General features: G+C 71.6%; 13 protein-coding genes. 7 read left to right on the top strand and 6 right to left on the bottom strand.

The window, feature by feature from the left end:
* Positions 1-102 precede the first annotated feature (102 nt).
* Positions 103-675, bottom strand: coding sequence for an RNA 2',3'-cyclic phosphodiesterase (gene thpR / locus ACZ470_RS20405; protein WP_468428970.1), 573 nt, complete (start codon positions 673-675; stop codon positions 103-105).
* Between thpR and ACZ470_RS20400 the strand changes: the two genes are divergently transcribed.
* On the top strand, positions 674-859 hold the full coding sequence (locus ACZ470_RS20400) for a hypothetical protein (protein ID WP_468428968.1): 186 nt from the start codon (positions 674-676) through the stop codon (positions 857-859). The two genes, thpR and ACZ470_RS20400, sit on opposite strands and share 2 nt — an antisense overlap.
* On the opposite strand, the gene ACZ470_RS20395 is transcribed toward ACZ470_RS20400, so the two are convergent.
* Together ACZ470_RS20395 and ACZ470_RS20390 are read right to left on the bottom strand one after the other, a co-directional pair.
* Complete coding sequence (locus ACZ470_RS20395; protein WP_468428966.1) at positions 832-2196, bottom strand: MFS transporter; 1365 nt, start codon at positions 2194-2196, stop codon at positions 832-834. The two genes, ACZ470_RS20400 and ACZ470_RS20395, sit on opposite strands and share 28 nt — an antisense overlap.
* A 14-nt stretch (positions 2197-2210) precedes the next feature.
* Positions 2211-2648: a MarR family winged helix-turn-helix transcriptional regulator gene (locus ACZ470_RS20390; protein WP_468428964.1), complete on the bottom strand. Its 438-nt coding sequence runs from the start codon at positions 2646-2648 to the stop codon at positions 2211-2213.
* 157 nt (positions 2649-2805) lie between these two features.
* Here ACZ470_RS20390 and ACZ470_RS20385 point away from each other — a divergent pair, with 157 nt between their 5' ends.
* A complete protein-coding gene (locus ACZ470_RS20385) occupies positions 2806-2988 on the top strand; it encodes a ribbon-helix-helix protein, CopG family (protein ID WP_468428963.1) in 183 nt (60 codons plus the stop codon).
* Between the two features lie 15 nt (positions 2989-3003).
* On the opposite strand, the gene ACZ470_RS20380 is transcribed toward ACZ470_RS20385, so the two are convergent.
* Positions 3004-4455 carry an NCS2 family permease gene (locus ACZ470_RS20380; RefSeq protein WP_468428961.1) on the bottom strand — a complete coding sequence of 484 codons (1452 nt, stop codon included), beginning with the start codon at positions 4453-4455 and terminating at the stop codon, positions 3004-3006.
* A gap of 193 nt (positions 4456-4648) precedes the next feature.
* On the opposite strand from ACZ470_RS20380, the gene ACZ470_RS20375 reads away from it, so the two are divergent.
* Both ACZ470_RS20375 and ACZ470_RS20370 read left to right on the top strand, forming a co-directional pair.
* Entirely contained in the window at positions 4649-4939 is a 291-nt protein-coding gene (locus ACZ470_RS20375; protein ID WP_468428960.1) for a DUF2530 domain-containing protein, read from the top strand.
* Positions 4940-5064: 125 nt separating this feature from the next.
* Complete coding sequence (locus ACZ470_RS20370) at positions 5065-7467, top strand: cation-translocating P-type ATPase (RefSeq protein WP_468428958.1); 2403 nt, start codon at positions 5065-5067, stop codon at positions 7465-7467.
* Between the two features lie 154 nt (positions 7468-7621).
* On the opposite strand, the gene ACZ470_RS20365 is transcribed toward ACZ470_RS20370, so the two are convergent.
* Positions 7622-8518, bottom strand: coding sequence for a LysR family transcriptional regulator (locus ACZ470_RS20365; protein WP_468428956.1), 897 nt, complete (start codon positions 8516-8518; stop codon positions 7622-7624).
* A 61-nt stretch (positions 8519-8579) separates the two neighbouring features.
* Here ACZ470_RS20365 and ACZ470_RS20360 point away from each other — a divergent pair, with 61 nt between their 5' ends.
* Entirely contained in the window at positions 8580-8930 is a 351-nt protein-coding gene (locus ACZ470_RS20360) for a DoxX family protein (RefSeq protein WP_468428954.1), read from the top strand.
* A 6-nt stretch (positions 8931-8936) separates the two neighbouring features.
* On the opposite strand, the gene ACZ470_RS20355 is transcribed toward ACZ470_RS20360, so the two are convergent.
* Positions 8937-12074, bottom strand: a complete 3138-nt coding sequence (locus ACZ470_RS20355) for a sacsin N-terminal ATP-binding-like domain-containing protein (RefSeq protein ID WP_468428952.1) — start codon at positions 12072-12074, stop codon at positions 8937-8939.
* Between the two features lie 421 nt (positions 12075-12495).
* Here ACZ470_RS20355 and ACZ470_RS20350 point away from each other — a divergent pair, with 421 nt between their 5' ends.
* On the top strand, positions 12496-13161 hold the full coding sequence (locus ACZ470_RS20350) for a M23 family metallopeptidase (RefSeq protein WP_468428950.1): 666 nt from the start codon (positions 12496-12498) through the stop codon (positions 13159-13161).
* A gap of 251 nt (positions 13162-13412) precedes the next feature.
* Positions 13413-13859, top strand: coding sequence for a hypothetical protein (locus tag ACZ470_RS20345; RefSeq protein ID WP_468428948.1), 447 nt, complete (start codon positions 13413-13415; stop codon positions 13857-13859).

Genomic DNA, 13859 nt, shown 5'->3' with positions numbered 1-13859 from the left:
CGCTACCTGCCCAGTGCCGCCGCCAACGCCACCACGACGAACATCAGCACGAGCGCACCGGCCATGATCCGGTTACGGGTCTTCGGGTCCACGCCTCCGAGCCTAACCGGCCGCGCCCAGAGCCCGGCGGGCGACCGCCTCGTAACGGGGCTGCTCGCCGGGTGTCCCGGACGTCGGCAGATTGCTGCGCACCAGGACCAGCTCCTCCACGGTCCACGTACGGCTGCGGAACGCGTGCAGGAGCTCCAGGTACGGCCGTACGTCCACGGCGTCCCGGCTGCGGGCCACCGTCAGGTGGGCCTTGTAGCGGCGGTGCTCGTCCATCGGCACGCCCGCCTTCCGCGCCGCGGCCTCGGACCGCTCGGCCAGCAGCCGCATGGTCCGCAGATCCCCCTCCGCGCCGGCCCACAGCGCCCTGCCCCGCCCGAACTGACCGCCACCGCTCAAGGCCAGCTCGAACGGCCGGGTGCGGCTCGCGGCCCGCTCCAGGCGCGCGGTCAGCTCGGGCACGAGCTCGTCGTCCACCTCACCGTAGAACGCGAGCGTGAAGTGCCACCCGCCCCGCTCGGTCCACCGCATCCCGTCCGCCCCGGGCAGCCTCCGCAACCGCGCCACCTCGACGGCGAGCTCATGAACCACGTCCTCCGGGGGCAGCACGGCGGCGAAGAGTCTCATGGCTCCAGTCTGCCTGCGGCGCATCCCGGTCCCGCACCTGCACGCCCTGCCCCGGGACGGCAGGTACCACGGCCACGTCCGATTCGGCTTCGGTGAGGAGATCGACCTGAGCGGGACGGTCGTCGGTCTCGTCGTCAGGACCGACGAGTTCCCCCGCTACGCCGCCGGAGCCAGTGCCTCCTGACGCTCGCGTGGTACGAACCGCACCCGCGGATGACCGTGGTGCCAGCCCACCGACAGGCGCAGGCCGCCCGCCCTGGCCAGGATCAGGCCGATGACGGTCGCCGCGGCGACCGCGACCGCGCCGCCGGCCGCGAAGCCGACGCGGGCGCCGTAGGTGTCGGTGACCCAGCCGACGATCGGGGCGCCCACCGGGGAGCCGCCGAGGAAGACCATCATGTAGAGGGCCATGACCCGGCCGCGCACCGCCGGGTCGGTGGACATCTGGAGGCTGGTGTTGGTGGTGACGTTGACCGTCATCGAGAACAGGCCCAGCGGCACCATGATCAGGGCGAACATCCACAGCTCGGGCGAGGCGGCGGCCAGGATCTCCAGCCCACCGAAGGCCGCTGCGGCCAGGATCAGCAGCCGCAGCCGGGCCGTGCCGCGCCGGGCGGCGAGCAGGGCGCCGGAGACGGAGCCGACCGCCATCAGCGTGTTGAACATGCTGTAGACGCCCGCGCCCCCGTGGAAGACGTCGTCGGCGAAGGCCGAGAGGTAGACGGGGAAGTTGAAGGCGAACGTGCCGATGAAGCCGACCAGGACGATCGGCCAGATCAGCTCGGGGCGCCCGGCGACATAGCGCAGCCCCTCCCGCAGCTGTCCCTTGCCGCGCGGGGCGCGCTCGACGGGGTACAGCTCGCGGGAGCGCATCATCAGCAGGCCGGTGAGCGGCGCGATGAAGGACAGGCCGTTGAGGAGGAACGCCCAGCCGGTGCCGACGCCGGTGATCAGCAGGCCCGCGACGGCGGGGCCGACCAGGCGCGCGGACTGGAAGTTCGCGGAGTTCAGACTGACCGCGTTCTGCAACTGGCCGGGGCCGACCAGCTCGGTGACGAAGGACTGGCGGGCCGGGTTGTCGACGACGGTCGCGAGACCGAGGGCGAAGGCGGCGAGGTAGATGTGCCAGACCTCGACCCGTCCCGTCAGGGTGAGGACGGCCAGCACGATGGAGGTGAGCGCCATCGCGATCTGCGTGACGAGCAGCGTGGGGCGCTTGCGCAGCCGGTCGACGAGGACACCGCCGTACAGGCCGAACAGCAGCATCGGCAGGAACTGGAGGGCCGTGGTGATGCCGACGGCGGCCGAGGAGCCGGTGAGGCTGAGCACCAGCCAGTCCTGGGCGATGCGCTGCATCCAGGTGCCGGTGTTGGAGACGACCTGGCCGAGGAAGAACAGGCGGTAGTTCCTGATCCTCAGCGAGGAGAACATCGAGTTCTTGCGGGCGGGGGTGTCGAGGGCGGGCTGGGTGTCGTGGGGATTAGGTGCGGGGGCGGAAGCTGCTCCGGATCCCGTACTCAAAAGGGTTCGCCTCCTCAGATGTGTGCGAGTTTCTCCAGCACGGGGGCGGCGGCGCGCAGTGTCGCCCACTCGTCCTCGTCGAGGTCCTCGACCAGTGCGGCCAGGAACGCGTTCCGCTTGCGGCGGCTCTCCTCGAGCATCGCCTCGGCCCGCTCGGTCTGCGTGACGACCTTCTGGCGCCGGTCGTCGGGGTGCGGCTCCAGCCGGACCAGTCCCTTGGCCTCCAGAAGGGCCACGATGCGGGTCATTGACGGCGGCTGGACGTGCTCCTTGCGGGCGAGCTCGCCCGGGGTGGCCCGCCCGCAGCGGGCCAGGGTGCCGAGCACCGACATCTCGGTGGGGCTGAGCGACTCGTCGACGCGCTGGTGCTTGAGCCGACGGGACAGCCGCATCACGGCGGATCGGAGGGCGTTCACGGCGGCTGCGTCGTCGCCATGGCTGAGGTCCGGCATGTTCTTTAGCGTAACTCATTACTCTCGCTAAGGACCACCCGGAAGGCGCACCAGCCTCGTGACCCCCGCCACTGGTGTCACGCTCGATCACCCAAATGAGTGATCCATCCATGAAACGCCACGCGCCGCACCATGGTGTGCGGCAACGCTCATGCGCATGGGGACCGACGTACTCAGCCTGCGCATCGACCACGACCTGCTCGAACGGCTCAGAGAGCATGCCGCCAAACGCGGCATGAGCGTCCAGGACTATGTCGTCCGGACGCTCATGCGCGATGACTTCGACCAGCGGTTCCTGACCGCCGTCGAGGAGACGGAGAAGTTCTACGGGGTCACCTGAGGGCCCACACCCTCATCAGGTCAGACCCAGCGCCGGCATCAGGTAGTAGAAGGCGAAGACGGCCGCCACCACGTACATCGCCGGCGGCACCTCACGGCCACGGCCGGCCGCCAGGCGCAGCAGCGCGAAGGTGATGAAGCCCATCCCGATGCCGTTGGTGATCGAATAGGTGAACGGCATCATCACCATGGTCACGAAGGCCGGGATGGCGATCGTGTAGTCCGCCCAGTCGATCTCCTTGACCGAGCCCGCCAGGATCAGGAAGCCCACCGCGAGCAGCGCCGGGGTGGCCGCCTGCGACGGGACCATGGTGGCGACGGGCGTGAGGAACAGCGCCACCGCGAACAGACCGCCGGTGACGACGTTGGCGAAGCCGGTCCTGGCCCCCTCGCCGACACCGGCCGTGGACTCGACGAACGCGGTCGTGGCCGAGGAGGAGCTGGCGCCGCCCGCGGCGACCGCGACACCGTCGATGAACAGGACCTTGTTGATGCCGGGCATCTGACCCTGCGCGTCGGTCAGCTTGGCCTCGTCCGAGACGCCCATGATCGTGCCCATCGCGTCGAAGAAGCACGACAGCAGCACGGTGAAGACGAACAGGACACCGGTCAGCACACCGACCTTGCCGAAGCCGCCGAACAGGCTGACCTCGCCGATCAGGCCGAAGTCGGGGGTGGCGACCGGGTTGCCCGGCCAGGTCGGGGTCGTCAGGCCCCAGGAGGGCACGTCCGCCACGGCGTTGATGATCATCGCGACGACCGTCATCGCGACGATCGAGATGAGGATCGCGCCTGGCACCTTGCGCACGATCAGCGCCAGCGTCAGCAGCGCGCCGAGGATGAAGACCAGGACCGGCCAGCCGTTGAGGTGGCCGTCGGCGCCGAGCTGGAGCGGGACGGTGGTCTGGGCGACGTCCGGGATACGGGAGACGAAGCCGGAGTCGACCAGACCGATCAGCATGATGAACAGACCGATGCCGATGGCGATGGCCTTGCGCAGACCGTACGGGACGGCGTTCATCACGCGCTCCCGCAGACCCGTGGCGACCAGCAGCATCACGACGAAACCGGCCAGCACCACCATGCCCATGGCGTCCGGCCACGACATGCGCGGCGCGAGCTGGAGCGCGACGACGGAGTTCACGCCGAGGCCGGCGGCCAGGGCGATCGGGACGTTGCCGATGACGCCCATGAGGAGCGTGGTGAACGCCGCCGTCAGGGCGGTCGCGGTGACCAGCTGACCGTTGTCGAGCTGGTTGCCGTACATGTCCTTCGCGCTGCCCAGGATGATCGGGTTCAGCACGATGATGTAGGCCATCGCGAAGAAGGTGGCGAAACCGCCGCGGATCTCGCGGGACAGGGTGCTGCCCCGTTCGGAGATCCGGAAGTAACGGTCGAGGGCGCCGGACGCGGCACCGGACCCCGGCTGCTCGGGGGTGGGGGCCTTGGCGGGGGCCGACGTGGACATGCGGGGACCTCATCACCGGCGGGCTTCCCCCAAAGCCCTTTGGTGTTTTCTACGAATGAAAGTGGTCAGAGACAAACGGTTTCAGTATGAACATATAACGCCGCCGATTCCATCTCCGCGCGTAGACCCCGCGTGGTCCCCGGGCCATACAGGCGGTCCCCGTCACCCCCGGAACGCCTCGTAAGCTGTTCGCATGGCGAAGTGGACCCCCAAGCACGAGGCGCCGGAGCCCTTGGAGGGCCCCGTGGTCGCCACCATCATCGGCGGCACGATCGTCTGGTTCGCCCTCTTCCTGGTGCAGCTGCCGTTCTACGGCTGGTTCGACGACCACGGCCACACCTGGTGGCTGTGGACCTGCCTGGCCGGCGGCGGCCTCGGCTTCATCGGCATCTGGTACGTCCGCAGGCGCGACGCCGCGATCAAGCGGGCACGGGCGGCCGGGTCACCGGCGCCGGACCACTCCCCCGCCGCCTCGGCCGACTGACCCGGCCGCCCAACCCCCGCGCCCGGTACCGCCGTACGACCACCGCACTACGGCCGTCCTCCCCAGGTCGGATCTTCCGCTCATCGGGTGGGTGAAGCAGCAAAACCGCACGTACCGTCGAATGCATGACGCATCTCGACGCGGGCGCCCAGGTCGATTCCGCGCACCCCGCCACGGTCACGTCCCCGGTCACCGGGCTGACCTCGGCGGAAGTGGCCGAACGGGTGGCCCGCGGACAGGTCAACGACGTCCCGGTGCGCAGCAGCCGGTCGCTGACCGAGATCGTCCGGGCGAACGTCTTCACCCGGTTCAACGCGATCATCGGCGTGCTCTGGGTGATCATGCTGATCGTCGCGCCCATCCAGGACAGCCTCTTCGGCTTCGTGATCCTCGCCAACACCGGCATCGGCATCGTGCAGGAGTGGCGGGCCAAGAAGACCCTGGACTCCCTCGCGCTGATCGGCGAGGTGCGGCCCACGGTGAGACGGGACGGGGTGGCCGCCGAGGTCGGCACCTCAGAGATCGTGCTGGACGACCTGATCGAGATCGGGCCGGGGGACAAGGTCGTCGTGGACGGGGTGTGCGCCGAGGCGGACGGCCTGGAGATCGACGAGTCCCTGCTCACCGGCGAGGCCGACCCGGTGGTGAAACAACCCGGCGACCAGGTCATGTCCGGCAGCTTCGTGGTCGCGGGCGGCGGCTCCTTCCAGGCGACCAGGGTGGGGCGCGAGGCGTACGCGGCGCAGCTCGCCGAGGAGGCGTCCCGCTTCACCCTCGTCCACTCCGAACTGCGCTCCGGCATCTCCACGATCCTCAAGTACGTGACGTGGATGATGGTCCCGACCGCGATCGGCCTGATCATCAGCCAGCTGGTGGTCAAGGACAACGAGCTGAAGGACTCGATCGCCCGCACGGTGGGCGGGATCGTGCCCATGGTCCCCGAAGGCCTGGTGCTGCTCACCTCCGTCGCCTTCGCGATCGGGGTGATCCGGCTGGGCCGCAAGCAGTGCCTGGTGCAGGAGCTGCCCGCGATCGAGGGGCTGGCCCGCGTCGACACGGTCTGCCTGGACAAGACCGGCACGCTCACCGAGGGCGGCATGGACGTCACCGAGCTGCGGGTGCTCGGCGACGGCGACGGGACGTACGTCCGCGAGGTGCTGGGCGCGCTGGGCGCGTCGGACCCCCGGCCGAACGCCTCCCTGAAGGCGATCGTCGACGCCTACCCGGACACCGGGAGCCGGCGCGCCACCGACACCCTGCCCTTCTCCTCCGCCCGCAAGTACAGCGGCGCCACGCTCGACGACGGCTCCGGGGACGGAGGCGTCACCTGGCTGCTGGGGGCGCCCGACGTGCTGCTGGACCCCGCCGACCCCGCGCTGGCCGAGACCGAGCGGATGAACGAGCAGGGGCTGCGGGTGCTGCTGCTCGCCCGCGCCCGTACCGGCGTGGACGTCGACGACCCCGGGGCCGCCGAGGGCGTACGGCCGGCCGCGCTGGTGGTGCTGGAGCAGCGGCTGCGCCCCGACGCGGCCGACACCCTGCGCTACTTCGCCGAGCAGAACGTGGACGCGAAGGTCATCTCCGGGGACAACGCGGTGTCGGTCGGGGCGGTCGCCGCCAAGCTGGGCCTGTCCGGTACGACGGTGGACGCGCGCCGGCTGCCCGCCGACCGGGACGCCATGGCGGAGGCGCTGGACGAGGGCACGGTGTTCGGGCGGGTCACCCCGCAGCAGAAGCGGAACATGGTGGGCGCGCTCCAGTCGGGCGGCCACACGGTCGCGATGACCGGGGACGGCGTGAACGACGTGCTGGCGCTGAAGGACGCGGACATCGGCGTGGCGATGGGCTCCGGCTCGGAGGCCACCCGGGCGGTCGCGCAGATCGTGCTGCTGAACAACAGCTTCGCCACGCTGCCGTCGGTGGTGGCGGAGGGGCGGCGGGTGATCGGCAACATCACCCGGGTCGCGACGCTGTTCCTGGTGAAGACGGTGTACTCGGTCCTGCTGGCGGTGCTGGTGGTGTGCTCGCAGGTGGAGTACCCCTTCCTGCCGCGCCATCTGACCCTGCTGTCGACGCTCACCATCGGCGTCCCGGCGTTCTTCCTGGCCCTCGCCCCCAACAAGGAGCGCGCACGGCCCCACTTCGTGCGGCGGGTGATGCGGTACGCGATTCCGGGCGGGGTGCTGGCCGCGCTGGCGACGTTCGCGACGTATCTGGTCGCCCGGGAGTACTACACGGGCGAGGGCACGCTGGAGGCGGAGACGAGCGCGGCGACGCTGACGCTGTTCCTGATCTCGATCTGGGTCCTGGCGATCATCGCCCGCCCGTACACGTGGTGGCGGATCGGGCTGGTGGCGGCGATGGGCGGGGCGTTCCTGGTGGTGCTGGTGGTGCCGTGGCTCCAGGAGTTCTTCGCGCTGAAGCTGGTGGGCATGACCATGCCGTGGGTCGCGACGGGGGTCGCGGTCTTTGCTGCGGCGGTGCTGGAAGTGTTGTGGCGGTGGGTGGATCGACGCGTACCGGCGTGACGCGGGCGTCGGCGTGGGCGGTTTTTGCGCAGTTCCCCGCGCCCCTGATGTCCCTGCGGGCCGGTGGGGGGTTCTCGCGCAGTTCCCCGCGCCCCTGACGGGGCGCTGGTGGCTGGCGCGAGATCAGCTCCCTAGGGGCGCGGGGAACTGCGCGTCATGCGGGCCATGAGACGTCCAGGCAGCAGTGGACGAAGTCCTGAATCGCGGGGTTCGTGTCGTCGGTGCGGGACCAGGCGATCCCCACCTGGGTGGGGGTGACACCGCTGACGGGGCGATAGATGACGCCCGGCCGGGCATAGAAGCGCGCGGCGGACGCGGGCGCGAGCGCGATGCCGTAGCCGTTGGCGACGGCGCTCAGCCAGTCGTCCGGCTGATCGGTGACGGCACCGACCCGAACCGGATGCCCCTCGCGTTCGTCGGCGGCCAGCCAGTGGTCCCGCCACCAGCCCGTCTCGGGCGGCGCGGCCACGAACGGCTCGTCCCACAGCTCCCGGAAGGGGATCACGGCCCGCGCGGCGAGCGGGTGTCCCTCGGGGAGGACGACCCACCGGGGCTCGGTGAAGAGTTTCGCCGTCCGCAGGGCGTCCTGGCCGGGGAAGGGCAGCCGCAGCAGGGCGACGTCGACGTCCCCGTCGGCGAGCCCGGCGCTCGGATTGGACCAGGCGGCCTGGCGCATGTCCACCCGCCAGCCCGGCCGGCGCCGGCTGAACTCCGCGATGATGCGCGGGGTGGCCTCGTTGGCGGCACTGGCCATGAAGCCGACCCGCAGCAGGCGGGCCGCCCGGCTGGCGGCGCTCTTGGTCTCCCGCAGCACCCGGTCCCAGTCGGCCAGGAAGGCGGGCACCCGCGCCGCCAGGGCCCGGCCCGGTTCCGTGAGAGTCATGCCGGTGCGGGACCGCGTGAACAGTCGCACCCCGAGCAGGGTCTCCAGTTGCTTGATCTGTTTGGTGAGCGCCGGCTGGGACACGAACAGCCGTTCCGCGGCGCGGGTGAGGGTCCCCTCCTCCGCCACCGCGACGAAGTAGCGCAGCAGCCGGGTGTCCACATCCATGCCTCCAGGTTATAGGTGCAGGTATTGGACGCCACTCAGGGCCCCGGGGAGGCTGGAGTACATGTTCATCGCCTACGCGACCATCACCGTCATCGCAGTACTGGCCAACGCCGGAATCGCCGTCGCGGACTTCGCGCGAGCCGAGTTCGTCCTCGCCAACTCGGCCGAGGTGGATGTCCCGCGGACCTGGCTCCCGTGGCTCGGCGCGCTCAAGGCCGCCGGAGCCGCCGGTCTCCTCCTCGGACTCGTGGGCGTCCCGGCCATCGGCGTCGCCGCCGCGACCGGGCTCGTCCTGTTCTTCATCGGCGCCGTCGTGGCACACGTCCGGGCCGGCGTGTACCACAACATCGCGTTCCCGGGTGGCTACCTGGCACTGGCAGTCGCGTCACTCGCTCTCGCCGTCGCGCGCTGAGCGAGTTCAGTCGAACCAGCGGTCGCGGGCCAGTTCCTCCGTCCGTGACGGGTCCTCGAGGAGCGCCGCCACCTCGAAGCGGCGGGGCCACTGACCCGCCGCCCAGGCCAGTCCCGCGGCCACCCCCTCCAGCGTCGCGGCGTGCAGCACTCCGTCGTCCGTCAGCCGCCAGTCGATCTCCACGCCGTCGACGACGAGTTCCTCGTGCTCGACGTACGACGCGGGCGTCCGCGCCCCCAGCAGCACCCGCACCGACTCCGGTACGTCGTGCTCGGTGCCCTCGGAGTCCACCTCCCCGGTGACGGACTCGCTCAGCCGCCGCACCTGGAACAGCTCCGCCAGCTCGGCGGCGCGCGCCGGACGCACCGGCAGCAGCGCCACACCGGACGTGAACGGCAGCAGGTCGGGCGAGTCGACGACCACCGCGTCGGCGGCCTCCACCACCTCCACCCGGCCGTCGACCACCGCCCGCAGTTCGTCCGGCAGGGTCACCTGCTCGGGGTCCAGCTCGGCCAACGCCCCGTACAGGGCGTGCAGTTGCGCGGCCGTGACCGGGCGGTCGGGGTCGGCGAGCCGGTCCAGGAGCTCCGCCGCGCCGCCCGGCTCGTCGAGCAGCGCGGCCACCGAGGTCCGTACGCCCAGGGCCCGCAGCACCTGCTCGTCGTCGAACCCGGTCGCGTCGGCCTCGTCGTACAGGCCGCGCAGCAGCGGGTCGCCGCCCGCCGCGCGCAGTCCTGCGGGGCGGCGGCCGCCCAGCACGGGGTGGCCGCGCAGCCACCAGGCGGTGTACGGCCGTACGACCTCGTGGGTGCCGTCGTGCAGCAGGATCCGCACCGGCTGGGTGAGCGCGTCCCGCAGCGGCGGGCGGGCGAGGAGGGCGAGGGCCCGGGGCCACTGGTCGTCGTCCACGAGGTCGAGGTCGCGCACGGCGACGATCTCGGTGGCGACGGGCGGGACGGGGCTGTCCGGGAAGCGGTCGAGGACGTCCTCGCTCCACACGTCCACGGCGTCCAGCAGTCCGGCGTCGTCGGGCTCGGCGAAGTCCCCTTCGCGGGGCTCCAGTTCGTCCGGGTCCAGGACGACGTCCGTGGCCCGCACCAGCGCGAAGTCCACCAGCACCCCACAGGCGCCCAGCGGCTGTTCGCCCCACCGGTCGGCCAGTTCGGCGTCCACGGCGGCGAGTTCGCCCTCCCGCATGACCTGCGCGAACGGCCCGCCGGGGAAGACCAGCTCGCAGGCCGGGGAGAGTTCGCCGTCCTCGTCGGGCAGGGCGAGCGCGCCCAGCCACGGCTCGTCGCCGGGTTCGAGTCCGGCGTCGCGCACCAGACCGAGCACGGTGTCGGCGAGTTCCTCCGCGTCGGGGGCGTCCTCGTCCCAGTTCACGCCGCCCTCGTCGTCGAGCGAGGCGGCGACGGCGGCCCGCACCTGCGGGGTGGTGAGGACGGCGCGCGGGGTGGCGGGGAGGGCGCCGAGCTTCTCCAGGAGGGGGTGGGCGGCGTCGGGGTGGGCGACCTTGAGGCCGAGCCGGGCCAGGAGCTCGGCGTCGAGGGCGGCGGCGTCCGGGGTGGGCAGCAGCACCTGCCGGGGGCCGATGGTGGTACGCCCGTCAGCGAGCGGCACGGGCAGCCCGGACAGCCGGTCGGGGTCGACCCCGGCGAGGCTGTCGTACAGCCGCCGCCACCAGTCGGGGGACTTCTCGAGGCCGGCCAGCCGGTCGATCGCGTCCGTGAGCGGCACCCGGGCGACACCCAGTGTGCGCAGCTCCACGCGACGTTCGAGACCGGCGGGGAGGAGGGTGGGAAGGACCTCCGCCAGCACCCGTACGGTGTCGGCGCCCGCGCCCTCGACGACCTCGGCGTCGCGGGGCCGCAGGGACTCGGGCAGCTCGGAGTCGTCGTGCCGCCCGACGGCGGGCGGCAGGAAGGACGTGCGGGGCAGCCGTTCGAGGATCGCCTGCCGCAGGGAGCCGTCCAGTTCACCCTTGCCGAGCGGGCCCGGCACCAGGTCGATGATCCCGGCGGTCACCGGACGCCAGTCGGCGAGGAGTCCGGCGTAGGCGTCGGCGGCGCGCTGCACGAGGAAGTCGGTGAGCGGGCCGGGGGCTGCGTGCCGACGGGTGGAGTCCAGCGGGAAGGAGGCGATGAGCAGCGCGGGCACGCCGAGCGGCTCGTCGCTCGGGGTGGGCGCGTGCACGACGGGGCTGGTGCGGGGCCGGGCGGGGCCGCCGTCGGCGTCCACGGGGACGGCCCAGGTGACCGACCAGTGCGGCCGCAGCCGCTCCTCCACGGGCCGGTCGGCGAGCAGGTCGGGGGTGAGCGGGCCGTGCGCGGCCGAGGTGCGCCAGCGGGTGGTGCCCTCGCGGGTGTCCTCGACGACGGTGAGTCCGTCCTCGTCGCGGCGGCTCACCGTACGGGGTTCCGCGTCCCCGATCTCTACGACGACCTCCTCAAGACCGGGGAGGGCGAGCAGCAGGGCGTCGTCGACGGCGCCCAGCAGCCGCTCGGCGAGGTCGGCGGCGGCGGTGTCGCGCAAGGGGAGGATGACGGCGGTGTCGTACGGGCCGGGCGCGGTGCCCTCGGCGGCGAACGGCAGCCGGAGCAGCGGTACGTGCCCGTCCCGGCGGCGGATCTCGTCCCCGAGCCCGGGGCTGTGCCGGGCGGTGTCGCCCGCGAGCTCCCGCGCCTCGGCCAGCGACCAGCGGACGCCGCCGTGCCGGCCGACGACGGCGGGCTCGTCGGTCACGGCGAGGACGGCCGCGAAGCCGACACCGAAGCGCCCCACCGCCCGGTCGGGGGCGTCCCGCTTGGCGGAGGCCCGCAGCGTGGACAGCGACTCGACCCCGGCCGCGTCCAGCGGGGCCCCGGTGTTCGCGGCGACGAGGACCCCGTCCCGCAGGGTGAGCCGCAGCCGTCCCGGTACGCCGGCCCGGGCGGCGGCGTCGGCGGCGTTCTGCGCGAGCTCGACGACGAGACGGTCCCGGTAGCCGCCGAGGACGAGGTCCTCCTCCGCGTTGGCGTCCTCGCGGAAGCGGGCGGGGCTGGTGGCCCAGGCGTCCAGGACACCGCGCCGCAGACGCGCCGTACCGAACGGATCGGCACCCTCGGCGGCGGGCCGCACGAACTTGCTCACGTTGACTCTCCTCATCGGCCCTGATCGGCGTGAGGACGAAGGTACCGCCCCGCCGCGAGGGGCCGCGCAAGGCTGTGGACGGGGAGCCCCGGAGGCCGCATCCGGAGACGCACGCCACATTCCAGGGGCGCCCGGATCGCGCTGCCGGTGACAAGCGGCACAGGCGCTCCACCCGGTACTACTCGGAATAGTGGAAATGCGACCGAACCCAAAAGGGACATTTAGTACGAAGAGCTGATCGATCAGCTTGAAATGGGGGTTTCACCCCGTCCGGGGCCACCGGTCAAGAGACCTGCGTCTCACCCCCGATATACGGCCTTTCTTCGTAGGTCACACCTTTGCGGCATTTGGGCGGTCCCGGTTACCAAGGAACAGCCATCACGGCACGGACCCGTTCCGACGATGGCTCCCCCGTCCCCTCCCCCATGAGGTTTCCATGCTCCAGCGCGTCACGTCCCGTCTCCCCCGTACGTCCCTGACCCGCACCCGTGCGGGCGTCCTGGCCGCCGGCCTGGGCACCACGGTCGTCCTGGGAGCCGGGGTCGCGGTCGCCGCCGCCGACACCACGGCCGCGTCCGGCACCGCCACCGCCGTTCAGGCGCAGGCCGCCGCGCAGGCCGAGGCCGCGAAGACGCAGGCCGTCAAGGCCGCGCAGACCAAGAAGGCCGCCGCCAAGAAGCAGGCGTCCTGGGTCTCCCCCGTGAAGAGCTACAAGCTGTCCGCGAGCTTCGCCCAGAACGGCGGCATGTGGGCGTCCAAGCACTCCGGCCAGGACTACGCCGTCCCGACCGGCACCCCGGTGATGGCCGTGCACGGCGGCACCGTCGTCAAGGCCGGCGGCAACGGCGCCGGTGACGGTCCGGCGTACGGCAACGCCGTCGTCATCAAGCACGGCAACGGCACGTACTCCCAGTACGCCCACCTCTCGCAGGTCAACGTGAAGATCGGCCAGGTCGTCAAGACCGGCCAGAAGGTCGCCCTGTCCGGCAACACCGGCAACTCCAGCGGCCCGCACCTGCACTTCGAGATCCGCACCACCGCCAACTACGGCTCCGCCGTCGACCCGGCGAAGTTCCTGCGCGCCAAGGGCGTCCAGCTCTGACCCGGACACCCCACAGCACCCACGCGACCCCGAGGACGGCCCTGCGCCGCCTCGGGGTCGCTGCGTTCACCCGGGCCAACTCCACTCCTGGGAACGGCCCTTGGGTCCGGGACGACGCTGCGGCGTGACGGGAAAACAGGTCGCGCGATGGGTTGCCCCCCTGGGAGGATCGTTCAACAATCCTACAGATGCGGCACGTTGCCCAGCGCTGGTTCCATACCTACGGAGGACAACTGGAGAGAGGAAGTGTCATGAGCGGTCTGCGAGAAGGAGCACGAATCGGCACATGGATCACCTGCGGGATCGTCGGCCTGGCGGTCCTGTACACGGTCGGCGTGTTCGCCTTCGGAGGCGCCGGCTGGATCACCGCTCCGTTCAGCGGTGAGGTCGACGAACGGGAGAGGACCGTCGGATCCGGCACGTTCCGTCTGACCACCTACGAGGAGTTCTTCGACCTGTGCGAGGCCGTACAGAACGCCGAAGGAACGATCCGGGTGCTCCAGCAGGAGCGGGAGTCGGCCTCGGACACGCGCAAGTCCCAGATCGACCAGTCGGTCACCGCGCTGCGGGCGACACGGATCGAGTCCGTCAACGACTACAACACGAAGGCCGCCCAGGAGCACCGCGCGCCATTCCGCGACAAGGGCCTGCCGTACCGGCTCGACGTCACCACCGAGAAGACGACCTGCACCGACTGA

This window comes from Streptomyces sp. NPDC031111, assembly GCF_055570675.1.
Note: the sequence above shows the minus strand (reverse complement) of the source record. Positions and strands in the feature narration are given on the sequence as shown.

Bases quoted from the DNA above. Each gene is read 5' to 3' on its own strand.
- ACZ470_RS20375 (WP_468428960.1), top strand. From the start codon at position 4,649: ATGGCGAAGTGGACCCCCAAGCACGAGGCGCCGGAGCCCTTGGAGGGC.
- ACZ470_RS20355 (WP_468428952.1), bottom strand. From the start codon at position 12,074: ATGAGGAGAGTCAACGTGAGCAAGTTCGTGCGGCCCGCCGCCGAGGGT.
- ACZ470_RS20400 (WP_468428968.1), top strand. From the start codon at position 674: ATGGCTCCAGTCTGCCTGCGGCGCATCCCGGTCCCGCACCTGCACGCC.
- ACZ470_RS20385 (WP_468428963.1), top strand. From the start codon at position 2,806: ATGGGGACCGACGTACTCAGCCTGCGCATCGACCACGACCTGCTCGAA.
- ACZ470_RS20380 (WP_468428961.1), bottom strand. From the start codon at position 4,455: ATGTCCACGTCGGCCCCCGCCAAGGCCCCCACCCCCGAGCAGCCGGGG.
- ACZ470_RS20365 (WP_468428956.1), bottom strand. From the start codon at position 8,518: ATGGATGTGGACACCCGGCTGCTGCGCTACTTCGTCGCGGTGGCGGAG.
- ACZ470_RS20360 (WP_468428954.1), top strand. From the start codon at position 8,580: ATGTTCATCGCCTACGCGACCATCACCGTCATCGCAGTACTGGCCAAC.
- ACZ470_RS20390 (WP_468428964.1), bottom strand. From the start codon at position 2,648: ATGCCGGACCTCAGCCATGGCGACGACGCAGCCGCCGTGAACGCCCTC.
- thpR (WP_468428970.1), bottom strand. From the start codon at position 675: ATGAGACTCTTCGCCGCCGTGCTGCCCCCGGAGGACGTGGTTCATGAG.
- ACZ470_RS20370 (WP_468428958.1), top strand. From the start codon at position 5,065: ATGACGCATCTCGACGCGGGCGCCCAGGTCGATTCCGCGCACCCCGCC.
- ACZ470_RS20345 (WP_468428948.1), top strand. From the start codon at position 13,413: ATGAGCGGTCTGCGAGAAGGAGCACGAATCGGCACATGGATCACCTGC.
- ACZ470_RS20350 (WP_468428950.1), top strand. From the start codon at position 12,496: ATGCTCCAGCGCGTCACGTCCCGTCTCCCCCGTACGTCCCTGACCCGC.